Annotated in this window: 23 protein-coding genes; 12 read left to right on the top strand and 11 right to left on the bottom strand. The window is 45.9% G+C overall.

The features are described from left to right. Positions 1-211 precede the first annotated feature (211 nt). Entirely contained in the window at positions 212-676 is a 465-nt protein-coding gene (locus SIB68_RS07300; protein WP_011825011.1) for a DUF883 family protein, read from the top strand. Then, positions 676-1,062 (top strand): phage holin family protein, encoded by a 387-nt coding sequence (locus SIB68_RS07295; protein ID WP_063399181.1) that lies wholly within the window; start codon positions 676-678, stop codon positions 1,060-1,062. Before SIB68_RS07300 ends, SIB68_RS07295 begins: the two co-directional genes overlap by 1 nt. 583 nt (positions 1,063-1,645) lie before the next feature. Here SIB68_RS07295 and SIB68_RS07290 read toward each other — a convergent pair. Next, the gene (locus SIB68_RS07290) at positions 1,646-2,770 is read right to left on the bottom strand and encodes a THUMP domain-containing class I SAM-dependent RNA methyltransferase (protein ID WP_063399180.1); all 1,125 of its coding nucleotides are present in this window, start codon (positions 2,768-2,770) and stop codon (positions 1,646-1,648) included. A gap of 78 nt (positions 2,771-2,848) precedes the next feature. Next, positions 2,849-3,094 (bottom strand): hypothetical protein, encoded by a 246-nt coding sequence (locus SIB68_RS07285; RefSeq protein ID WP_328586770.1) that lies wholly within the window; start codon positions 3,092-3,094, stop codon positions 2,849-2,851. A 201-nt stretch (positions 3,095-3,295) separates the two neighbouring features. On the opposite strand from SIB68_RS07285, the gene SIB68_RS07280 reads away from it, so the two are divergent. Further along, positions 3,296-3,619: a hypothetical protein gene (locus SIB68_RS07280; RefSeq protein ID WP_155724866.1), complete on the top strand. Its 324-nt coding sequence runs from the start codon at positions 3,296-3,298 to the stop codon at positions 3,617-3,619. Between the two features lie 1,206 nt (positions 3,620-4,825). On the opposite strand, the gene SIB68_RS07275 is transcribed toward SIB68_RS07280, so the two are convergent. Both SIB68_RS07275 and SIB68_RS07270 read right to left on the bottom strand, forming a co-directional pair. Further along, positions 4,826-6,124, bottom strand: a complete 1,299-nt coding sequence (locus SIB68_RS07275; protein WP_063399177.1) for a cytochrome P450 — start codon at positions 6,122-6,124, stop codon at positions 4,826-4,828. 274 nt (positions 6,125-6,398) lie between these two features. Further along, the gene (locus SIB68_RS07270; RefSeq protein ID WP_041384596.1) at positions 6,399-6,635 is read right to left on the bottom strand and encodes a hypothetical protein; all 237 of its coding nucleotides are present in this window, start codon (positions 6,633-6,635) and stop codon (positions 6,399-6,401) included. 1,317 nt (positions 6,636-7,952) lie between these two features. Here SIB68_RS07270 and SIB68_RS07265 point away from each other — a divergent pair. After that, the gene (locus SIB68_RS07265) at positions 7,953-8,267 is read left to right on the top strand and encodes a hypothetical protein (RefSeq protein ID WP_063399176.1); all 315 of its coding nucleotides are present in this window, start codon (positions 7,953-7,955) and stop codon (positions 8,265-8,267) included. Positions 8,268-8,724: 457 nt separating this feature from the next. On the opposite strand, the gene SIB68_RS07260 is transcribed toward SIB68_RS07265, so the two are convergent. After that, positions 8,725-9,189, bottom strand: coding sequence for a cupin domain-containing protein (locus tag SIB68_RS07260; protein ID WP_236068796.1), 465 nt, complete (start codon positions 9,187-9,189; stop codon positions 8,725-8,727). A gap of 109 nt (positions 9,190-9,298) precedes the next feature. Between SIB68_RS07260 and SIB68_RS07255 the strand changes: the two genes are divergently transcribed. From SIB68_RS07255 to SIB68_RS07245, 3 genes are all read left to right on the top strand, one after another. Next, complete coding sequence (locus SIB68_RS07255; protein WP_063399173.1) at positions 9,299-9,547, top strand: hypothetical protein; 249 nt, start codon at positions 9,299-9,301, stop codon at positions 9,545-9,547. Further along, the gene (locus SIB68_RS07250) at positions 9,537-9,710 is read left to right on the top strand and encodes a hypothetical protein (protein WP_413681811.1); all 174 of its coding nucleotides are present in this window, start codon (positions 9,537-9,539) and stop codon (positions 9,708-9,710) included. The genes SIB68_RS07255 and SIB68_RS07250 overlap by 11 nt, the downstream gene beginning before the upstream one ends. A gap of 680 nt (positions 9,711-10,390) precedes the next feature. Next, positions 10,391-10,675: a hypothetical protein gene (locus SIB68_RS07245; protein WP_063399204.1), complete on the top strand. Its 285-nt coding sequence runs from the start codon at positions 10,391-10,393 to the stop codon at positions 10,673-10,675. Positions 10,676-10,998: 323 nt separating this feature from the next. Here SIB68_RS07245 and SIB68_RS07240 read toward each other — a convergent pair whose 3' ends face one another. The 3 genes from SIB68_RS07240 to SIB68_RS07230 all read right to left on the bottom strand — a co-directional run bounded on the left by SIB68_RS07240 (position 10,999) and on the right by SIB68_RS07230 (position 13,798). Then, a complete protein-coding gene (locus SIB68_RS07240) occupies positions 10,999-11,268 on the bottom strand; it encodes a hypothetical protein (protein ID WP_011130926.1) in 270 nt (89 codons plus the stop codon). Between the two features lie 1,237 nt (positions 11,269-12,505). After that, positions 12,506-12,619 (bottom strand): chlorophyll a/b-binding protein, encoded by a 114-nt coding sequence (locus SIB68_RS07235; RefSeq protein ID WP_155724865.1) that lies wholly within the window; start codon positions 12,617-12,619, stop codon positions 12,506-12,508. Between the two features lie 708 nt (positions 12,620-13,327). Next, positions 13,328-13,798, bottom strand: a complete 471-nt coding sequence (locus SIB68_RS07230; RefSeq protein ID WP_063399172.1) for an SHOCT domain-containing protein — start codon at positions 13,796-13,798, stop codon at positions 13,328-13,330. A 482-nt stretch (positions 13,799-14,280) separates the two neighbouring features. On the opposite strand from SIB68_RS07230, the gene SIB68_RS07225 reads away from it, so the two are divergent. From SIB68_RS07225 to SIB68_RS07210, 4 genes are all read left to right on the top strand, one after another. Then, positions 14,281-17,091: an FAD-dependent oxidoreductase gene (locus SIB68_RS07225; RefSeq protein WP_196757068.1), complete on the top strand. Its 2,811-nt coding sequence runs from the start codon at positions 14,281-14,283 to the stop codon at positions 17,089-17,091. A 139-nt stretch (positions 17,092-17,230) separates the two neighbouring features. After that, complete coding sequence (locus tag SIB68_RS07220) at positions 17,231-17,503, top strand: hypothetical protein (RefSeq protein ID WP_196757067.1); 273 nt, start codon at positions 17,231-17,233, stop codon at positions 17,501-17,503. Positions 17,504-18,083: 580 nt separating this feature from the next. Next, entirely contained in the window at positions 18,084-18,419 is a 336-nt protein-coding gene (locus tag SIB68_RS07215) for a hypothetical protein (protein ID WP_063399169.1), read from the top strand. Between the two features lie 226 nt (positions 18,420-18,645). Then, positions 18,646-19,437, top strand: a complete 792-nt coding sequence (locus tag SIB68_RS07210) for a metallophosphoesterase (protein WP_063399168.1) — start codon at positions 18,646-18,648, stop codon at positions 19,435-19,437. Positions 19,438-19,950: 513 nt separating this feature from the next. Here the strand turns inward: SIB68_RS07210 and SIB68_RS07205 are convergent. Together SIB68_RS07205 and SIB68_RS07200 are read right to left on the bottom strand one after the other, a co-directional pair. Next, positions 19,951-20,559, bottom strand: coding sequence for a pentapeptide repeat-containing protein (locus SIB68_RS07205; RefSeq protein WP_063399167.1), 609 nt, complete (start codon positions 20,557-20,559; stop codon positions 19,951-19,953). Between the two features lie 669 nt (positions 20,560-21,228). Beyond that, entirely contained in the window at positions 21,229-22,605 is a 1,377-nt protein-coding gene (locus tag SIB68_RS07200; RefSeq protein WP_063399165.1) for a sodium/glutamate symporter, read from the bottom strand. Between SIB68_RS07200 and SIB68_RS07195 the strand changes: the two genes are divergently transcribed. Next, positions 22,576-22,788 (top strand): hypothetical protein, encoded by a 213-nt coding sequence (locus tag SIB68_RS07195; RefSeq protein ID WP_155724863.1) that lies wholly within the window; start codon positions 22,576-22,578, stop codon positions 22,786-22,788. The genes SIB68_RS07200 and SIB68_RS07195 overlap by 30 nt on opposite strands. On the opposite strand, the gene SIB68_RS07190 is transcribed toward SIB68_RS07195, so the two are convergent. After that, a complete protein-coding gene (locus tag SIB68_RS07190; RefSeq protein ID WP_063399164.1) occupies positions 22,779-23,117 on the bottom strand; it encodes a hypothetical protein in 339 nt (112 codons plus the stop codon). The two genes, SIB68_RS07195 and SIB68_RS07190, sit on opposite strands and share 10 nt — an antisense overlap. Between the last annotated feature and the right edge of the window lie 175 nt (positions 23,118-23,292).

The following is a 23,292-nucleotide window of genomic DNA, read 5'->3' as shown; positions in this document are numbered from 1 at the left end:
GAGTTCTGAGATGTCCAAGGATTGTTGATCAACGTTTGGGCAGGTCAGATCCTCTGCAAATCAATGACGCTTATTCAATGTCACTGCTCGGAGGTGGGTGATGTTTGCAGTGGCAGTTGGTATTCAGGCAGCAGGCTTGGATGCATTCCAGCTGCAGGGGGTTTCGCTCTCGCACAGGCCTAACTAGGCTGAGATCAACCGTCTGGAATTCATGGAATCAGAGAATTCCGCATCCGGCGATCAACAGACCCAAGTCAACACTGAGCCTTCGCGTCCTGCAGATCCCTCTGAACTGAGGTTCCGTGAACGATTTGAAAGCTTGTTGCCAACGATCCAAGAGTATTGGCCAGATTTGGCTTGGGACACACTGGAAGCGACACGAGGCAGCCTTGACGAAATGGTTCGTGTGATTTCACAGCATTCGGGATTGACGAGCCATGGTGTGCGTGATCAGCTGGAGGACCTGTTTCAGGTTGCTGGTGACCGCACCAGGAATCTGGCCGACAGCCTGGAGCCATTGGAGAAGCAGCTCGAGCAGCTTCTCGATGAGCTGAACAGCACACTGCGGCCGCGGATTGAACGTCCTGTGCGGCAGCGACCGTTGCTTGCTGTTGCAATGGCTGCTGGAATCGGTGTACTGATTGGAGTTATTTTCGCCGGAGGTCGGCGGTCCTGATGAGCGATGAGCAACGTTCAAGCGGATCAGGAGCGGGTGCGCGCGTGACGGCGATTGCTGCTTCAGTCATGGATCTGCATGTGCGTATTGCTTTGCAGGAGGTGGATCGAGAGAAACGCCGTTTGATTAGTGGAGGCGTTTTCCTGGCGATGGGAGGCACGTTGATGCTTCTGGCGCTGTTGGCAGTGGAAGTGGCTTTGGTGCTTTGGATGCAGGAGGTTTGGGGCTGGAGCCTGATGAAGGGTTTGCTGGCTATGGCAGTTCTTGATGTTGTTTTGGCAGGAGTGAGTCTGCGCATGGGTGGTCAGCTCGCCAAAGGGCCGTATTTGCCACAAACCTTGGAGGGTTTGTCGAAAACCACGCGGGCGGTGCTCGGTCGCAAGTGATTCAGCGAGTGGCGAAGTGGTTATTCGAGCCATCTGAATAGCAATGCACACTCTTGCTTGGACTGGAATCTTGGTATAAGAGTCGACAATCAGCAAAGATGGCATCAAATCAAAACATCATGAACAGATCTAATCAGTCTTCAATGAGTTACCGCTTCTGCTCTTCAGGCTGTTAATTCAATATGGATAAATAAGCACAGTAAGATTTGATGTATGACGTTAATTGCCAAAGGAAAACTATCTTCTTCTTAGCTCTAGGGCTTTATTTTTAAGATCACCTCGCACCATCATTCTTAATAGCAGCCAAGTGATCATGCAATTCTTTTGCGTACTTTCAAGATCACGTAGCCAGCCACAAGAAGTTTAATTGTAAATGCAACAGCAAAAATAACTAGGTTGGTAGGAGTTAAGAGGTGGCTAAGCATCTTTCCAGTTGAGCTTGTCTTTTATTTTAGGGCAACAGCTTGGCAGATTGCTGGCTGATGTTTTCTTTGATACCTCTTGGTCCTTATTGGATGATTGGAGCCTAAAAAAGTGCCGGGAATCTGAAGATTGCTGCTGATAGATCAAGTTTCTCTGCGGTTCAGCGAATGGCGTAGTTCAGCCAGCGGCATTCGATGCCGCCATTGCTGACTGGAATCCGCCGACGCGCTTTCATCTGTAGTGATCTGCTGAGGCTGGGATTGCCGTTCAGCAGCCATAGCTGCCAACCTGATGCATGTTTTTTCGCGTACTGACCGAGGCTTTCATAGAGAGCGGTTAGGTTTTCATCTTGGCCAACTCGGATGCCATAGGGAGGGTTGCAGACCATCACTCCCGGCTGTGTTGGCAGTTCTAGGTCGCGAAAATCACAGGTTTGAATGCCTACAAGATGGTCGAGGCCTGCCTTAGACAGGTTGGCTTTTGCTTGTGTTGTGATGCTGGGGTCTCGGTCGCAACCAATGATCACTGGCAGCGATTGATCTCTGCGTTCTCGTTGCTTGGCGCGTGCTTGTTCCTCGCTCCAGAGTTGAGGATCGAAATCTGCCCAACCTTCCAGGAGAAAGGACCGCTGTATCCCTGGTGCAAGGCCAAGCTTCATACTGGCGGCCTCGATCAGCAGGGTGCCTGATCCGCAAAGGGGGTCAACTAAGGGCACGCTGCCATCCCAGCCGCTGAGTCTGATCAATCCGGCGGCAAGGTTTTCTTTGAGAGGCGCAGCGCCAACTGCAGCTCGGTAGCCCCTGCGGTGCAAGCTGCCAGCTGAACCGTCCAAGCTCAGGACCGCACAATCTCGACTGAGATGGAGATGCAAACAGAGAGCAGGGTCTTGCAGATCGATATCAGATCGCTCACCCCATAGCTGCCGTTGTAGATCGATTAGCGCATTTTTTACTTGCAGGGCTGTGAAGTGGCTGTGAGTGAGGCCAGGGCCGCTGCCTGTGACATCAACGCGAAAGCTCATTGAGGGATGCAGCCAGCGCTCCCAGTTGAAGGCTGATTGCACACCGGCGTAGAGCTCTTTTGGCTCTCGGCAAGGGAATTGGGCAATCTCTCTGAGAAGGCGAAATGGCAGGCGCGCTTGGAGATGCAGCCGATAGAAGCAGGCCATGTCGGCTTTAAAAGCAGCAGCGCGTCTGAGCGGGCGCACGGCTTTGGCCCCAAGAGTGTTGAGCTCTTTGGCGCCTTCTTCTTCTAATCCTTGGGGGAGTACGGCGATCGCTTGCATTGAGCTTTTACACCCCACGGGTTGTTGAGCGAAAGAACAGCATCCCTGTCAGAATGGAAGTGTCCACCTTTTGGCGGACTAGGTGATCCACACCAGTGTCTCGGACAGCGGTTCGATTCCGCTCAGCTCCATTCCTCTTTTAGGTGTCTTGGGGCTGCAATGGTTTCGACGGGGTATGAGGAGGGTGACTGAAGCCTGCTCGGTAAGAGCAAATCCGTAACTGCGAACAACATCGTTCGTTTCTCCCGTCAGCCTGCCCTCGTGGCTGCCTGACCCTAATAAGGGAGATGGGGTGAGGTCAGCCTTATCACCCAAATGATCCATGGGGCCTGAGAGGGCCCCTCTTTTATTTCTATGACATTGGTCTATGCAATCTTGCTTAGGCTGGCTTTATTCTTTGGCACCAAACTTGGTGCCAAAGACGAGGTCCCTCATCAATCCCCATTCGATTGCGCAACTTAATGAGTGATCTCCAATCAGCTGCAAGAGCTGGCTACGATATCGAGAGAAAGGTTATGGATACATATGACTAACCAAGCCGATAAGGATAAAAGAATGAACGATAGAATATTAGTGCTGCTGAAAAGGAAAAAAGGAGGAAGCAGAAGTCTCGCTTGGACGGTTGGGGTTATTGCACTATTCATTACTCTCTCAAGTTGGGAAATGGGAGGAGATGGAGTTAGAGGAATGCTTCTGTTTATGCTTGGCATTGCGTTTGCCTTCTTTATAAATGATATGGAGAAATACCGAGATGAGATAGATAAGATGAATGGTGTCTATTACAAGAAGGAGAGGAACCGATGGAAAGAAATGTATGATGAGGCAAAGAAGTTGTATGGTGAGGATTAGGTGCCTATTCCGTATCCATCCAAGATTGATCTTCTATGACAACCTGCTATGAACCAACCACTATGGGGCAGAGAACTAGAATCAGCAAAGAAGTTGAAACGGATGAGGCTTGAAAGTCGATTGCAAAAGTTCTGTATTTGCTCGGGGTTTCTATTATTTGCACTCTTTATTGCTTATAACTGGAAGACGTTATCGTTCGTGCCTATTTTCTTTTTTGTGCTAGGTTTTGCTTATAGTAGAACATTTGAGAAGAGAAGAGTAAAATAGAAGGAGATGTTGAGGCTGAAGCTACTTGTCAGTCCAGATATAAAAAAGAATGATGACTGGAGCCATATAGCAAGATAATGAGTATCAAGCTAACTCGCCGTTCTCAACTCAACATACTCAATAATGATTATAACTCCTATAGTGAAAAGGAGATAATCAAAGAGGTTTATCCAGACGCGCTTGATAGTTTGACAGTAGAAAGCTTGCCATATTCAACAGCAGGATACATTAATCAACAATGTATAACTTACCTCGTGCATCTAAAAAAGGAATGGAGAAGCTTTGTCGCCACATAGAGACTGAGGAGAAATACCAGCCTGTCAATCTATGTTTTGATAAAGTAACTACCCATCAAAAATGGAATGAGGCGCCTTGGTTGAACGACAGATTGCAAGTTATGGATATGATACTCAGTATTGTGAACTCAGACAATCAGTTCGTTTCCCTTGATGATGCTAGGAATAAAGAGATGCGCTTTTTAAGGAATGTTGGCACTGCTTTAAATTGTTAATATATAGTTTATTGATCTTGAGCTGATTTATTGACTTAGCTGGCTCTACGGAGCTGTATTTACCTTAGTGGTATACGACTGCGAACAAAGGCATTCCGGCACCTAATGCCTGAAAATGTTCCTACTGTTTGATTAATTGCTGTTGGAATCTGAGACAAGACAAGGCATCCGAGTAAAATAACGACCCATTTTTGATAGGTAGTCAATGAGATAAAGCCTTTGCTTATCCTCTTTGGGAAGTTGGTTCTGTTGGTATTCATTGGTTGAAATCTTGTATTGGGAATTGCTTGCTAAGCATATGATTGCTCAGTACTTTCCCAGACCATAAGAAGCAAGGTTATTGGTTTCATGGGTTTTTTGCTCAGTTTTGATGGGTTTAACTATCTTCAGCAAAGCAGCAGCAAAACCAAGCACAACTGTGGAGTTTTTTACAGCACCTTCGTTAGCAGGCCATCTCGTGGTGTAGGGCTAGGCAGCATTTGCAGAGTGAGGTCTTGATCAGGGATCAAGTGAAGTCGCAACTGGTGAAACAAGCCGACCACCATCAAACGTATTTCAAGTTCCGCTAGTGGTTTGCCTAGGCATACTCGCTCTCCCCCCCCAAAAGGCAGCAGGGTTGCTGAACAGCCATCATCTAGGTGGCGCTGGGGACGAAAGGCTTCCAGATCGCCAGCACCATGACGGTTAGAAGCTGCCAGAGCAACCTGTACCACACTGTTTTTTGGCACCTCCACACCGTCGATTACCAAGGCGCATTTCGTGCGGCGAAAAAACCCTCCCACCGCTGGCGTGAGTCGCATGACCTCAGAAACGACAGCGTCCAGTTTTGGTGCGTTGACCTGGTCGTAGGCAGTGGTGGCCTGCTCGGGTGCTGGAGGCCAGTCAAGTCCATCGATTTCCTCTCGCAGCCACGTTTCCACTTGCGGGTTGAGAAGGAGCTCCCGCATCAGACAGCTGAGCGAAGAAGCCGTGGTCTCGTAGCCCGCGAACAGAAGAAGCAGAAGCTGCTCCACTACGTCTTCGTCCGTTAAAGGAATACCTGCTTCATCGAGACCTCCCGCAAGCAGATCAAGTCCACCGTTGCCATTCGATGCTTTTAAAAGCACTTTCTGAAGCCTCTTCAACAACCGTTCCCGTGCTTTAAGCGCTTTGGCAAATGAGCTACCTGGAAGAGCTATCGGTATTGAGAAGAGGGCTCTGGTCCAGATCTCGAAATCAACGAACAACTCATCGCGATCAGTACCCTCCAATCCGAGAACCGTCGTGGCGATGACCGAGAAAGCGAAACGACGCATTCTCTCTGCGAGAGGCAGAGCTGTTTTTGCAGTTTGTAGTTCCTCGGCAAGATCTTGAACCATGTTGATAATGCCAGCGCTGTAGCGCTGTAGGGCTGAGGCCGAGAACAGTTGGCCTATCACCCTTCGGCGTGCTCGATGGGAGGGTCCGTTGCGGTTAGCCAGCGAATGGCTGCCCAACAGCTGCCGAACACTCTCCGGCCACCAACCTTCTACTGCGTTGGGTTGAGCGAGCAGATCACTAATCGCTTGCCCGCCCTGAATGAACACCATTGGCTGTCCGAGCAGTGATGTTTCAAAAACATTCCCGTGACGCTTAAAGCGTTTCTGTGCGAAGGCTGGATCGCGAAAAAATGCAACCGCTTCAAGTACCCCACTCAGGCCAGCTGTATTGGGAAGAGGGCGAAGCTTGGCATCATCAGAACTCGCCATGACATTTGCTATCCAACAGCAAAGCTAATTGGGCGGTAGAGCGAACCTTGCAGAATCGATGAAAAACCCTTTAGCCAAACAGGGTCTCAATACTTGTCTATGTCTACACAACTCGTCCCAATGAACAAAACAGCAAACCCTTGGCATGAAGAAGGGCACCCGCTTTGGCTGCCCTCAAGTCCAGGACTCATTTTCAGGGTGTCTGCGTCCTCAGACTCCTCATTCAAATGGAACCAGGTTGGATTAGAGGCGCAGGAGGAATAACTGCTTCTTTTCAGTTGCCTCCATTGCAGAAGCGAACTGCCTCCGCATTGCTCCTGCCTGTGGCGATGGTTTCCTCTACGCAGCCGTTGAATACCTTGCTTTCTTGCTTGATGGAGCAGACACCCAGAGCAATTGCAGCAAGGGAGATTGCGGAAACAACGGTGGCGGTGATCTGAATGACGCCATAAGCAAGCATTGAGCTCTTTTTGCTGATGCAGTCCTTTTTGGTCGTGGTCTCTTCAGTCATGGATAAGGAAATGTCTGCAAATAGCCTATGAAGATCAATTGCTTCAATATGGGATAAAGAAGGCAGTAATAACCACACTCATGGGCTTTTAATCAGCATGGAGGCTTAGACGGCACAGTAAGACTCAACTTTTAACAAATCTCCTCACCTCAGAGCCTTGATCCATTACTAGGAATCAACCACTAGTTTTCAACTGTATCTATACCTCATATTATTTGTTTTTACCGATAGCTAGATTTCTGTTTGGATAGTTGGTTTGATCACCTCTGGCAACCAGTTCCTCAAGGAGGTAGTTTTCATCAGGTGTTGTCTCCAGAGAAGCTGATTAGCCTTAAGACGCATATATGAATGGTGTTTTGGCTGGATGTCAGGCTCGATTCAAGGCAATAAGCTCGCTCTAATAGGCCAAGCCTCAAAGGCATAAGCAAAGGATTGCAGGGTGGTTATAGGGCTGCTAGTAAAATCTCTGCAACGTTAATAGTCTTTAGAGATTTATACGTTTTCGCTGAAAAGATTTTGGCTCAGATATGCTAATGGAGAATTGGGGCGATGGATCAATTGCCAGAGGTGTCTCCCGGCGTAGTAGAAACAATTATGGCCTTAATGATAAGTGCTTGGATTTTCCTATTGCTAATGCCGACCGATCACAATGAGGACGAGTGATTGGGGAGATTGTTTATTTAATCCAATTGTCATGGTCTTCAGCTTCATCATGGCTGATTGTTCCCTTTTGCCAGGTTTCTTTGTCTTGGATTGAACTTGCGGATGAGGCCTTGGGGTCCAGTAAGGCAGGGCCTTTGGCTTTTGTTTGTTCTTCTTGCTTCCTGTGGTATCCGATTAGGTATTCCTGTATTTATATTAATAGTGAGTTATGTTTGGGATTAATCTTCTGGCTTGTGATCGAGATGTCCTTTCCATTCAAATGACAGTCTACTGTCATTAACTTGTATTCAAGCTCTGCAGTGCTAATGGCATCTGAGATAATAATTATCAGTTTAAGCCTTGATGATGAAGTGGTTGGGAGGGGGGTATTGAAAGGCTAAGGGATTGAGGATTGGTTTGCAGATTGTGGTGACCACTCTCAGTATTTCAAAAGTCTCAAAACCATTTGTTATTGGTGCTCAATGCTGACTTCGATAAAGTTTAGTATGAAGCTTTTGGTCGATCGCGGCTCACATTTATTGCAGTTGTTTATGGTTAACTCATCCTTCGGGGCTGTCAATTTTTCTTGGAAGTTATCTAGCTTTTCTGCAACACCTTAAGGGCTGGTCGTGGACCCTCCAATTCCGATTGCGTGGTGTTGAAGATAAAGCTTGAATGACAGACACAACATGTGGCTACCGTTTGCTGATGGACCCGACGCCAACCACGCAGTTCATCACCTACTGCGCTGAGCAAGAATTTGGAGAAGATGCTGAAGTTACAAGAGTTAGAGACGAACAAGGTAGAGCACCTTGCAGGGACAACAAGTACCTCATCGTTAGTGCTCAGAAAAACTTCTATGAGTTCAAAGGGCTGGTCAACATCAATGGCATCACATTCGGCTTCAAGGCCAAAACATTCAAAGCTAAGCACCCCGAGTGGTCCTTCACGCCAGAAGCCCTTCTTAAAGAGCGCAAGAGCTCCGCATAGGTTCCTCCAAGCAGCAATGATGGAATGGACCAAGGGGATCCAGAACTTTTAGCCACCGTTGCAAAAGCGAGTCGCCCTGGGAACATCGTATTCCTTGTAACTGTGCATCTCAATAATGCAGTAAACCCTGAGAATTGCCGCAGTTGAAATTGGAATTTGGGTTAGGGCAAGCAGGGCCAATGCCAGTCCCGTGCCAGGTGCATGGATGTTTGCGGTAAACCAAGGTTTTTTTGTAACGGAGCTCGGTGGCTAGAGACCCTTCAAGAGGAAGCAACTCTGCCTCATGTATTCGCTTTGCGCTTATCCAATGTTTAAATGCTTGGTGATGTGGCGGTGGTAAACCTTCAGCTGCGCTTCCAACACGCAAACCTTGGAGGTGCTAGAGAGACGCCCATTAGTGGAATTACCGCTTAATTTTTAGCCTTCAGACATCGGCGCTTTGGTGCATATGGCAGCATCAAATCAGCTCACGAAGGGCTTCCTCTGGCCAGCATTGCTTGGGGATGTTTCGAAGCATTTTGAAGTCGTCGAAGTCAAAACCTGGGCTAACACAGCAGCTCACCAAGGTATAGGAACCTTGGCTGCAAGCAGCTTGCCAAAATCCTGCGGGGATTATTTGCATTGGCTCTGCTGTATCCAGCTTTAATCTGACTATTTCATTGCTATTTGGATCTAGTCGCCAAAGAGAGAGTGGTGCTCCCTGAAGGTGAATCCAGATTTCATCTGCACCATCGACACAATGCCAACAACTTTTATCATCCTTGCCTAAGAGAAAAATGATCCCTGTGATGGCATTGCGTTGATGACCATCACTTCGTTTTACTGTCAGATCACTTCGGATGACTTCACGGTACCAGCCTCCCTCCGGATGTGGGGATAACTGGAATTGGTCAATTAGCCTCAAGATGCTCTTGTCTTTCAATTGATCCAAGAGATTTCTCGCATGTTCTCAGAGTAGGCAGAGTGTTCTTGGTTGGAGGTGTAGGCATTTGTATTTCTTTGCGTAAGTCATTTCACTTGTCTCAATAAGAATGAAGGTGTTGGACTGTGTGGTGAAGGAAATTAATGCTCACGGAATCAGTTTGATGTTAGGGACCTCTGCCGTAGGGTTGATTGATAATGATGAGAAGAACGTACTCAAGAGAACTTATGCGATGAATAACGGTGAAGATGCACATTCAGAATTCAGTAATGACATGAATAAGGAATCCTTCAGAAGGTTTTGCCTTGGCAAGGGTGATCGTGTAATATTTGAACAGTCGGAAATTTATGATGACTGATCAAAAGCGCGATGCGGAGTCGCCCTTGGCAAGATTCATTAATTGGATCAAAGGAGTAATGGGAGGTATGGGAGCTGCAGTTGTGTCTGAGAAGAGTAAAAATGTACCCCCCAATATTGGTGCCCAACCATTTAAGGATAAGCCAAAGAAAGGAATTTTATGAATCCATGAGGAGACGGCAACCCACCACTTACTATTAGAAGACGTGATCTTTTTCTTCTCTATAGGAATAGTTGCATCTTGAAAATCGAATAAAATGTTTCAATTTTTAGCACTGGTTGCTCAATATATACTAAAAGCTTACATGGCTAGAGCTTTATTGCATCATCTATAAAGCCTATGGATTACTAGTTAATAGAGTTGTATGTGAACATTGCAAAAGAAATATTGATATACTCATTTAAGGATTGATTTTTATTTCCTTGAACTGCTCAAGTCAGGCTGGATAAGATTAGTTAGTCACTAGAGGCTAACAAGTTGGTCGGGACATCTTGTCACGCTTGATGCACAACATCAGAAGTTGTGCAAGTCTCATATAGGGTTGATTAGAGACTCAAGTTGGATGACTTCAAATGGCGGATTCTTTTCTCATCTTCTACGGAGGAGATCCTGACGGAGTCACACTCGGCCGCTTTAGAGCATCATTTCAGGAAACACTTCTTTTTCATAGTTTCTAAGGGCGAGGCTGCTAGGAGAATTGGGTGTAGGGGGTATGGTGCGCCTTAGCCTCGTAGAGAAAAGCCTTGGCTTTCCCCCCTCTCAGTTTCTGGTTAGGGCTTTTGCTCATTGCGCTTGGCGTATGCGTGGGTATTGAGTTTCAGGTTCGGGTTGATTCAGATTCAGATGAGTAGATACCACTGCCCTTTCTGCTCAAGTCGCTACCAGATTCATCAGCAACGTGCGGATGGTGTGATGGTCTGCGGCCAATGTGGAGACCCTTTAGCCAAGGTCCCATTCATTAGGCCGACTCAGATCGTTGGGTTAGTAGCCGCTGCAGCATTCATTGCACCCTTGCTGTTGATGGTATTTGTGTTCATTCAAGACGAGCAACGCCCTGAGCCCAAGCGTCCTTTATCGACAATGGCAGCGGTGCCTTCTCCTGTAGACATTTGTTCTTGGCTTAGTTGAATCCTTTTACGATGTCTTATTTTTAATGTGCATGCAACAATTTAACTGGTTTTGTGGCCATTGCCAGTCTTGCGAACTTTGAGAAGTAAACAACATTAATTAAGCTTTTTCTACCTTTAAATGTCACCTGCTTGTTGCAAAGGTGTTCTTTCTGGTTCTATTTCTCTGCATTGTCCATATCTTATGGAATGGATCATTCCCCATCAGAATTCAGCTTTAAAGTTGTATGGGATGAAGTTGTATCAATCTCAGAACGTCAGCACTGAGCAGCTGCGTCAGCTTGGTTGGCCTGCGCAGTTACCTGTAGGTGAAGTGGAAAAGGGCTAGAGCTCATACTCCTGCTCAAAACGCTCCAGTAGCCCCTTGTAGAGGGCCAGGGTCCCCTCTGTCTCCTCGCAGAAGCCCTTCAAGACATAGCTCTCTGAGAGGTGAGAGGCTGCGGCGTTGATCTGCTCAAAGCCGGATAAATATTCACCTTGTGTCTCTTCATCGGCGATGTCGTAGATCATTGCCATCACCAGCTCCACTTTTCTTTGAGCCGCTGCGATCTCGGCTTCCATGTCCTTGCTGAGTTTGCGGCGCTTCCTCGGCATCTCTTCCTCTAGATCCAGAAAAGAGATTAAGGGAATGGCCGTTTTCAAGAGGAGCCTCTTTGCTCAGAGGTTGGTTCTAATAGCGCTTGATGCTGATCTAGAGATCAACCAGTGCTTAAAAGCCCAAAATTTAATTTTGCTCCGGATCAGAGCTGCCTGCAATCAGCATTAAGACCGATTGCCATCAATGGCTGACAAGGCCAAAGTATGCACATCGAACACGGAGGCGCCTAATTGGACGACACGCCACCTGAGTACTCAGCAGAAGCAAGCTGACTTCTGGCCCCTGCTCCAACAGTCTCAAAAAATCGTGGGCTAATCGTCTGGTGCGACAAAGTTTATTTGTGCGTCAAACCAGTCGATACTCCTCTGCATCGTCCTAGGTGCCCTGAAAGGAGTTTTTACAGCCACACACCTGGACAAATGGCCCCAGGTGCCAATCCTCAGAAGCTTCGCTAAATCGCTAAACGACATTAAAAACCCACCTCCCCTTTTTTAGAGGAGGTGGGTTTTTTTATGAATAGAGGAAGCTTTTGTCTGATGCCATGACTTTGCAAGTGGCTCAAATGTGAATTGAAATGGCCGCTACTTTTGTTAAACACTCATTTAAATTGGATTTAAAATCTGAATGTGGATAGATTGCTCTATTAATTTAGTTGTGCGATGAAGTGCTTGCAAAAGCTGATCACTAATTTGGAAGATCAACACCATGATTCATGTCTTCTAGCAACTTGGCTTTTATTCACATCTATTGAGTGAAATATTGCAAAGCTCTACTTACATATCCAGACTCTGAGATGCTCGTTGCTCCTCTCCTTCATAAGTGCGTTGGTAAGTATCTGCAAAATTGCAAAGAGTTTGATTGAAGTTGGAGGTAGTAGAGGGCTACAAGCTGTGGAGTCATATTGCCCAGTTGAGGATTTATGCGAGCGCAAAGCTAGTTAAAAGGCCAATCGCCCAGCTAAGCCAGTGCATCTGGTAGCTGCTCAATCTAAAGTGTTGCTGAATATTCTAGTGCGGCACTTCTGTGTAAGGCGATTAAATCCATCAATCAGTTCTACTAGTGATACTCCTTGTGTGGATTTGGTATGCGTTCAAACCCTTAGAGTTAGTTGCGATCATGTTGATTCACTGCGAATGAATCCAGTCACATTCACTTATCGCTTGATCAACGAATGGGTTGGGCTTGGTCTTCTTGTTCAGATGGGACAGCGCTAAAACAACTCAGCGAGCATTGCTAGGAGGAGGTCAATTGCAACTTGATGACTTCAATCAACACAAGTGATGCGAGGCTCGCCATTGCAAATCTCCCGTGCATGATCTCGACTTGGCTTAATCGGGCGAAAGTCATGATGGAAAACCCTTCTAACGATCAAAGAGAAGAGCCGTCGGTGCAGAAAGGCTGCAGCTTATCTCTATTACATAAAGACAGGTCTCCCAATCTGGGTCAATAGGTCAATGCACTGGAAAACTAGTTTGATCGGTCGTTGATCTAGATCAGTAATGATTTAAAAGTATCCAACACCAATGTGCTTGAGCTAGATCTGGCTTGCAATCTTGATTGCATTCGACTCAACCGATTTCTTATTGGAAGATTGCGGATTGCGCATGTCCAGCAATTGAAATTGGGGGGTCTGCAGAGGTTGTGTACTCTTAACTCGTTAATGACTAGTCTCTTGATTTAGTGAACCAATGCTAAAGCTAACTCTCATTCGAATGAGATCCAAGTAGGTGTCTTCCTTGATGAGTTCCAGTGTATAGAGAGCTTTGAGAAAAGAACAGAGACGAATCAACTCAGAGCTGCAAAATGTGATCAAAGTTAGTCAGTCAATTCCGTTGACAAATCTAGAGTCTGTTGAAAGTTAGACTAAGAAAGGTGTCCCAGAAAGGATATGTTCTTGGCTTTAACTGTTTGCACAGGATGAGCAGGCATTTTAAGTAATTTCTGATAAATTTTTGGCATGACTGATTCCATTATTCTGGAATTAAAAAATTCGAATTATTTACAGTCGAGTTAGGCTTATTAAAGAAAATCAACAATTCTTAGCGATTTATTTGACTATAAATGTATAGTAAGACCTATTTGATTCTTAGGGCCCTTTTTTTTCGAGATCTCATATTCTTCTTTGCTTATCAAGCCTTGTTCATATAGCCGCTTTAGCTCTTCCAGCTTTTGAAAAGGCCGTTTGGCTCCAGTTGCAAAGAGCCACCATCGCACCAAATATTTTTCCGACCGCTCTGGTACAAACGTTTCTGCTTTCTCATCCTTTGGCATTTTGGTTTTGGTGATGGCGTCGCCGTGAACCCAGTCTTTTACATTTAGATTTAGACGAAGCATTGATGGATTCCATGGTCTACGCAACTTTCCTTTAATAATTCCATTTCGCATGAGAATTAGCATTGCTTCTCGTTTGGCTTGACGGATTCCCGATTTGTACAGGAATGGTCCTGCAACATATGTAGTCAAATAGAAGACTACTTTCCATTGTTCTGAGGAAGGCCCTTGGCCTGAGACTCCGAAAGTATTCATACATGCTCCAATGATTATGCACATAAGTGCTGTTCCTGCAATTCCATAAATTATTGGGGTGATAGATCTTCTGGATATGGCGTAATATAACTGGACAAGAGGGACCCAAGCAGATGACAATGCATAACCCCAGCCAGTGTCCTGTACACGCTTTCTGATATCAACGTTCTTGCATATTTATTCTATTCCCGCAGTCTTGGATGATATTCGCATCAATATATTCCCTCATCCAGTAGTTGCTAAAAATTCGCCTTCTTCAGGGTTGATTAGCACCTCAACTTCCGAAGCTAGAACAAAATAAAGACCTTGATTGACCTCTTATGCTTTTTATAGTGCGCAGTAATAAGTGATTTTGTGAGAGAGTTTGGATTTTATGCATCTGTTGCTTGCAAGCTGCATGCAACGTTTTGCGCTTGTAGCCTGAATGTTTCATGAAATAGTGAGATAATTTACTTGGCTTGTGTATCCCTTGGCTAATGCACGTGCTTGACCGCGATATTTTGTTGCCCTCTTATGATGTCTTAGTAGTAGGCGCTGGGATTGGTGGACTAACTGCAGCGGCACTTCTTGCTAAGCGTGGCTACAGAGTTTTGGTTGTAGAGCAGCATTATCTCCCTGGTGGATGCGCGAGTATCTTTCGCCGTCAAGGGTTTACATTTGATGTAGGAGCTTCTCTCTTTTTTGGGTTTGGAGAACAAGGCTACAACCCACATCAATTTGTCATGAATGAGTTGGAGGAAGACATTACTCTTGTGCCGATGGATGAAACCTTCACTATCCATCTAGATCAGCAAACCAAAGTCTCCATGTATACACAACGGGAAAGATTTTGGGAAGAAATGTGTTCTTGCTTTCCACACCAATCAGAACAAATCAAAGCATTACTAAGGGAATTCGAATCTTTTTATCATGAGTCATTGGATAGCTATAGTGGTCAGTTTTTTGCGCCAGCGGAAACGCCACCGCAACATGGCATCAATTTGATGCTTACGCGCCCGTTCTATTTGGCAAGGTTGCTCACTTATCTGCTTTCAACTCAAGAGCAACTATTTCGCCGCTTTACGCGTGATCCACAGATTCTCAAACTATTTACGCTTTTAAATCAAAATATGACCACTTGTGGATTGGATCAGACTCCTGCCATCGCCGGCCCAATGATCCACGTGGAATCTTACACAGGTGGTTGCTATTATGCTCAAGGTTCACCACAGATGCTGGCGAATAAACTAGAAAAAGCAATTCATAAATATGGTGGGCAAATATTATATCGCAATCGCATTGATAAAATCTTAATTGAGAAGGGGAAGGCGGTTGGCTGTCAGCTTGAAAGTGGTCTTAAAATTAAAGCTCATACAGTAATTTCAAACACAACGATCTGGAATCTCTATGGTAAGTTGATCGATCCCCAGCATATCTCCCGCAGAAAAAGAAAGTGGGCAAAGAAATTTAGGCCAAGTTATAGTGTATTTGGTGTTTATCTCGGGGTTAAAGCAGAAGCTGTACCTAAGAGGATGAAACCCACCCAGATTTTACCTTATGAGGTCGAAGGTTCTTCAAGTTATCTGACCGTCTATGTCACGTCAATGTTGGATCCCGACGCTTCTCCGCCAGGGACCCATACACTCTGCATATTTCTACCGGAAGCTACTCCAGAGATCACACTACCAACAGATGGCAAAGATAACTATCATACTCGTACATATCGAGATCAAAAGCAGAAAAAAGCATCCGCAATTATTGATTACTTAGAAAAGAATTATTTCCCAGAACTTAAAAAACATATCTTGGTTCAGGAGATAGCTACCCCACAGACGATTCAGCGCTATACCCTTAAAAGTCATGGCTCTATTGGTGGACCACAGGTGAATATGAGCCAAAGCTATATGAGTCGGCTGGCCGCTCGCAGTGATTGGCAAGGACTTTATTGTGTAGGGGATTCCACCAGTCAAGGGATCGGCGTAGTTTCTGTGACTGTGTCCGCAATCAGTGCAGTCAATGCCATTTTAAAGGATCTTCATCAACCTCAATATCTGCCATTAAAGCATTATCCTCAAAATTATGTTCATTTTGCTAAAGCCTCTCTAGCTCAAGAACAACACTCTGCGGATCTGACTCCTGACCATCAGATGATAACAACTGTTGAAGTAGAACCCCGAGCTTGTCTATCTCCCCGCTGCGTTCGTGCTGGTCCAGATAATACTCACCAAGCCCATATCGCACGTCTTGCCGAAGCCGGCAATTGGCTCGGAGCGGCCCAGTCATTACGTGCTGTGAATCCACTTTCAGAAATAACCTCTTACCTTTCGCAATCAGACGATTTTTGTGCTCCTTCTTGTGCCAAATTGTTATGTCCTGACTCTTCTGTTCCTATTACGTCATTAAATCGCTATGTATGTGAGAAAGTCCCCAATTACATACCGAAGATAGGGCCAGATAATGGTAAGCGAATTTCTATTGTTGGGGCGGGGGCAGCAGGCCTAACATGTGCTCACTATTTGGCGCAGTTAGGCTACCAAGTAGATATCTACGAGAAAAATAGCGCATCAGCTGGATTGTTGAGTTGGCTTACTCTGACGTCAAGGATTCCACATTCTGTATTGACACATGAAATAGAAAATCTATTATTGCCTTCTATTCATATTTATTTTGATCAAGCTTTAGGTGAACACATCACAATTGCTCAGCTAAAACTTCAATATCATGCAATATTTTTAGCCTGTGGTCTAGGTGAGAAGCGAATCCAGCCCAATGATATTGATCATGCTTGTAACTTGATTCATGGCCTGATGTTTTTAGACGAGTTTACTCATGAGCCAACTATTGTTAGAGATAAGACCTTGACAATAGTTGGTGCTACCTACCTTGCTACTGATATCGCAAGGTTTGCAATTCAAAACGGTGCAAGAAAGGTTTACCTTATAGACGAACAGGCTCAGCTTCAATCGAAATCTCAGGCCAAGCATTTAAATGAAATGAAAGAACTTGGAATTGAGATCCATTCCAGAATAGACCCAATCGCCTTATCTGAGCTCTGCAGTTCTTCTCATCAGGTGATTATGGCAGGTTTGGAGCAACACCGTATTGAGTCTGAATTAAGGGACCATCTAAGCACAAGCCTTATGGTTGACATGGACGCCTTGGTTGACTTAGAGACGCTACAGGTTCATGGTCAGGTCAATGTATTCGCCGGTGGAGATATCATTAGAGGCTCCAGTAGCATTCAAGAAGCAATTAAAGATGGTCGCAAGGCAGCAATAGGAATCAATCATGCCTTAATAAAGAATCACTCTTGATACTCCGAAAAATGATTTCTTGCTTGGGCTCATAGCATTAACAATGGAGTATCTTGGATAGTTCCATCAACATGAACCGATACTTCATCTTGAATAATTTTTTGCGATCTATGGAAGAATATTTATTCTAACCACCGATATGAGCTTTATTAGTTTAATGATGCTTGAACGCCAAGATAGCGCTCCACGAGTTGAGCAGGAGCTATTTTACTGGCGCATACGGATTGACTCAGAGGCTGAGTTGGATGTAGAGCTCAAGCAGGGAGCAGAAGAAGAGCCTGATCCTGATCATCGCAGATCATTTCTCATCCCCAATGGTTCGACGGTTATCACACTTATTGTTGATGATGGTGAGATTATAAAGAAGATTTATCAATCACCGAATGGAGAGAAAATCTCAGTGAATTGCTGAAGGGTTCCGTGTATTCTTTCTACTAACCATTCTTCTATAAATAATGTATGTTGGAATCATTCCCCTTCATGGTTGAAGAGATACGCCGACTTGTCTAAAGTCTTCTTTTGCCAGGCTAATTGCTATAATAAATTATTCTTCGGAGTACATTTTACTGCTCGCGAGTGTCTTTGGAGGTATTTTAGTTCAAGTGATCTAGCATTGCCTGCAATAGTTTTACAATAGAAACCATCAGGCGAATGCTTGGGTAAAGTCATTCTTCGGAATAGCTGGTGTATGCCTTGGCTATTAGTATGAAAGTACCGAGCCTTTCGCTATGTGATGTGGCTTTGATTTCGAGATCAGATTAAGCATGTTGTTGATTTTCTTGTGCACACTGAAAACGATTTGATTTTCTACTCAATCAGCCTCGGCCTCGAATTATCAATAACCCCTTGTCAGCTCAATAAAAAGCTGGCAAGGCGGCATTGGCAAGCGATTGAGGCTATACAGCAGTCCAAGGCCACTGATGAACCACCTAACGGGTTTATTTTCTCTTGCGCATCAGTTTTGGAATAAGATGAATACGAGGTAACTGCTCATGATTCATTTCACTCAAATTTCAACAGCCCTGATCGTCGCCCTTGGCATGGTCTTCATGACAAAGGTGGTCATGACACTTGTAGCTGACTTCGCTTTGTTTTCAAGCCTGAAGAGTCTGATGCGCTTGATGGTGAGAGGCAGCTATGTGATAGGGCGCACCTTTGGCATCTTTTATTGGCGATACCTGCATGGTCCGCTTCGTCTGTTTCTGATCCAGCTCGTGGCAATTATCGTCACTATAGTGATCCTTGCCTACGATGCTTGCAGGCATATCTGGCAGCATCGCCTTAAGGTAAGGCCACCATCAGTGCCCCGACTCACTCCAGCTCATTAATTGATGATTGTATTGCCATAAAATAAATGTAGAGCCATGTTATCTCTGATGATTTAGAAGTCCAAAAACCTTCAGTAAACCGTGCTTACTCCCTGATAGTTGCTTCAAGTATTTTACGTAAGCTATTTACGAATAGGCAGAAACCAGCTTATGGTTTGTTTTTCATGCTTGAACAAGGGGGATAGCCTCCAAAATCAATCCTCTGCGTAGATCCGCTCCACAAGAAATGCGCTTAGTACAGCTTAGTGATCCTCACCTTGTTGCCTTTAATGATCAATTGGTGCGAGGTCATAATCCGCTTTTGAACTTACAGTATGCGTTGCAAAAGGCAATCTCTTATTCTCCGGACCTGCTTTTGATTACTGGTGATCTTTGCCATGATGAAACCTGGTGTGGGTATGTTTTGTTGCGTCATGAATTGCAGAATCTTTCTCCATCAATAAAGGTTGCTGTTCTTCCTGGTAACCATGACAATCCTTTGTACATCAAAGCTTCTCTTGGACGACATGCCTTTACAGCCCCAGCAGATTTGAATGTGGATGGAGTTCGTCTAATTCTTCTTAGTAGCCATGTCTCAGGTCGAACGGCAGGTCAACTTGGTCAATCACAGCTGCAATGGCTCGAGTCGCGCTTATCAGATATTGACCAATCTGGCAGGCCATTAGTGGTTGCATTGCATCATCCACCTTTGCCGATTGGCTCTTCTTGGTTGGATCCCATTGGTCTACTGGATGGTGAGGCGTTGATCAAGCTACTCACTCCTGTAGAAGAGTTATGTGCTGTGGTATTTGGGCATATCCATCAGCACTGGCAAGAGGTATTGCCTGGGCGTAAGGATGTCTTATTGCTTGGTTGCCCTTCCACTCTTTGCAGCTTTGAGGCTGTACAGCCATGCCCTTTGGGACGAGAAGATGAACCTGGAGGGCGTTTGATTGAGTTGGATGAAAGCGGAACCCTTTTTGAGAGACTTCTGCGATGGTCAAATCCTGATCTTGATCATGCTGATGTCACTCGATAACCAGAATAGAGTCGACGGCCTTATGTTCTGAGTCCGAATATACCTTTCTAAGACATCCATTAACTCTTAACTCTTAACTCTTAATACAGCTATTGCTGTAGAGATCAAGGCTGTGATCTATTGATATGATGCGCGAATACAAGCGATTCTGCTTTGGCAGCGTGTAGACATAATTATAGATTGATTCATGCAAGAGAAGATGCTATCTAATCATCTATTAAAGCTGTCATCTATTAAAGAATAAGTTCTTCCTGTAGTGCTCTTTGGCTTACGCTTGTAATGCAAAACCTTCGAGAAAAAATCTTTGCAAGCACATGGCAGATGTAAATCAAGCTAGTATTACTTCTCAGGCTTGACCAGCCTCATTATTAGCTCTCTATTTGATACATGTCTTGCCTCGTTACCACTTATTCTTGATGAATATAAGATAAACTATAATTTTATTTTAAGTCTTTTTCAGTTAGCACCGTTGAGGGCTATTTGTTTTGATTAATGATTGTTCCAATCATCCATCTATCTGCCGGCCGGAATAACCCGTTCTGAGATTCCAGAGCAATCCAGGCTGGTATATGTATCCACGCCAGTTTTTGAATTTTTGCCTGTAGCTCTTGCGCAGAGCGCTTTCTGTTCTTGCCTGTCAAGCAAGGCGCTAGTGAAGTCAGCCCCATCAATTAAAGCACCAGCGAATTCACTCTTCCTTAGATTCGCGTTGCGTAGGATACTGTCTGAAAGGTCGGCATTGTCAAAACGAGTGGCGTAAGCCAATACATCCTCTAGGTTTGTACCGTGGAGATTGGCATTCTTTAGCGACGTTACGCTGAATGTAGACCCACGCAGATCAGCCTCGCTTAAATCAAAACCAGCAAGATCATATTTTACAAATTCCGCTGTTAAGGGTTTGCCATCTTCAACTTGTTCGAGAAATGGATACTTTTGGCTGAGAGCATCTAGGTTCTTCCTCGTCTCTAGCATCGATGGATCAGCTCCACCCTGATTATTCTCCCACATACTTGGATAAGTGGCATCAGCTGCCAAGGGCATGGTCAGATAAATAGAAGCGGAAATTGGGATGATTATTCCCAGTAACAGAGATCGCAGGAGTGACGACTTAATCTTCCACATTGGCTTGCATCGTAGAACCATCAGGCAACTATTAATATCTCATTGGAAGCAAATAATTGCTGTATTTAAGTTGCCAGTTCAACGTAAAATATCTACGTTCTAAGGTAGCTCTTGCTACTTCTTGCGCCTGGTCTGGTTACTGCTCACTGTCTGATTTGATAAGTGTTTTTTGTTGTCATTTCTTTTTCTCCTTGAAGCTTAAATGTTTTTCTGGCCAGAGAATAGCCATTGTTTCTTTTCTATGCATTGCCAGGAACTATGATTATTATTCCTCGTAAAAAGTCCTATCATTGGAAGGCTAATTCTCCAACACTGTCTTAGGTCGGGCTTTATTTCTTTAGGCAATCCCGCAATCATGATTGTTTCATTCTCAAGTTCCTTTTCAATAGTGGGCAGTAATGCTCCTTGCGGTTGTAAATTCATTGTTCTGAAGATATGACTTCTCTGTGTTGGAGGTATTTGCTGTGTTACCCAGGTCGCATTCTTTACTGTAGATGTTAGTCTACGTCTTCATGTTGATGGCCTTGTGAATCGATGGGAGAGTTTTTCCTTGAGAACGATGAATCTCTAATTCATTGCATTGTGGATTTTTGCTCCATCGAGTTATAGAAATAAGCAGATTTCGTCAAAATCATTGGTAGTAAATGTGCATTAGTCTGTCGTTGCTATTCACGCAGCTTCTGTTGATGAGGTGATGTTGATGATTACCGCTAATCCAATACATATAACTGTAAGAATACCGCAAAGTTCTGTCCAGCCAAGCAGTCCCAATCGAGTCACTGCTAGAGGGGCTACAACGGTGATCACCCCACCCGAGAGAATTGGTTGCAGGATCAATTGTTTGATCGAAAACACAGGTAAGGCTTTTGTAAGGTTGCGGGGATCGGCCAGTCGTAGCAGTAAAAGGCCACTCGCAGCTACTCCAGTGGCCTGTCCGAACTCGGTGATTGAGCGCTCGAACCATTCCTCGCGCAGTGTCAACCTGGCAACAAAGAGCATGATCAATAGATTCCAGGCCAACCCTGTCACAGACAACACAGTGAGTGGAAGCCAGTCGTTTCGCAGCAGTGGCAGATTCAGGCTTGCCATTGCAGTGGTGATCAGCAGGTCGGTGGCCAGGATGCCGATTTCCCGTTGCAATAACTGTGATACCCAGTGAGTTTGGCCTGAGACTTCCAGGGCTAGTCGGATCAGTAGGGAACCCCCTAGTGCCAGAGGAAAGACTGGGAAGACATGAATGACTTGCCGGTAGAACTCCCCCAGCCAAGGGCCCAATAATCGCAAGCCTTCGAGCATCAACACGCCGCAAGCCACAGCGGCTCCAGCGAGGCCAAGATTTACGGCCAGCAGGCGAAGTTGTTGGCCAAAACTCGTTTCTTCTTCAACAGCTCCTGTGTCTCCGATTTCTGTGGGGCCATGGGGGGCAACCCATCCACGCCAACGGCCGAAAATCACCAGGACACTGCCTAGAAGGGTTGATGTGAGCAGGCCCACTGTTGCCATTGCCAGGCCAAGATCTTGGCCGCCAGGGAAGCCGAGTTGGCGAAAGCTTTCACCCATAACGGCCGCTGCCCCATGGCCGCCCTCAAAACCCACTTCAATCAGGCAGCCCATGAGCGGATCAACCCCCAGCAGGGGGATCAACACCAGTAGGACCGCTAGCCCCCCCACTAGGTATTGACCAAATCCAAGCATCATTCCCAGCATGGCCTGGGATGCCACAGGCTCCCACAAGCCTTGACCTTTCGGGAGGGGGCGCCCGAGCATCAAGGTTGCGAAGACCAGGGTAAGCAACGCTGTTGGAACTTCAGTCCAGATGTCCGTTACGCTCAGTGGCAGCAGGGGTAGGGGGCCATAAGGCCCCAGCAGCAGGCCTGCGGTGCCGGCCAACAGGGCAATTGGCAGGCCTAGCCGCTCCAGTCGCAGGGCAGGCTCGAGCCTGCGCCCCAAGCTCAGCAACAAAGCCAGCACAGTCAGCAGAATTAGGGCCAGCCACAAATTGGTTGGCTGGGTGGCATGGAGCAGGCTTTGCAAGCCGTTAACCATGGGAGCCGTCTAGTGGCTTTAGATCGAAGCAGCGGCTCAGATGGTCTTTTGTGTTCTGGAGAACTGCGATATGTCTTCCGCGATCGTGAAAGCCATGACTGTCGTATGCAAAGGGTTTTAGTTTCAGCTCTCCTTGTTGGCTGGCATGGCTGGAATCGAGAGAGTGAGCCTGCTCAGGATTGAGTGTTGTGTCGCTTTTGTATAAGTGGATTGGCGGCGAGTGCTTCATTGCGGGGAGCCATTGGTGTTGATGTGCTTTTTTCTGCTGGGCTAGTTCTCGATGCTGAATCACCGCCGTTGGCTGAGGCGTTTGCAGTGAGTGGCTTGTCTTCTTTTAACCAATCAGGGTCAGGTAGAGCACTATGCAGGGCGCCCTGCAGCAGATGTCCGATGGCCAGGCTCCTGTCTATAGCGTAAACATCGCAATAGTCATCGAGGCAACCCAAGACCTCCTCCTGAAGTGAGATCTCAATGCGCGTAGCTGTGTGACGATCGTTAGGTGGAGTGCTCATCAGTTGTCATTTCGGTGTGTTTGTGCCGATTCTCATCGGCCAAGCTGGGGAAATGGCTAAGGGGAGGGTATCGCGAAGCGCTTGGGGGCCTATCGACTTGCAAGCTCCCAATCCAGGGATTGGGTATGGCATTGCCTAAAGAACAGGCATTTCTTTCAAGACAGATCACCTGTTG

Source organism: Prochlorococcus sp. MIT 1323 (assembly GCF_047304905.1).
GTDB classification, from domain to species: Bacteria; Cyanobacteriota; Cyanobacteriia; order PCC-6307; family Cyanobiaceae; genus Prochlorococcus; species Prochlorococcus marinus_D.
The sequence above is the reverse complement of the archived record's forward strand: the minus strand, read 5'-3'. Positions and strand labels throughout refer to the sequence as shown.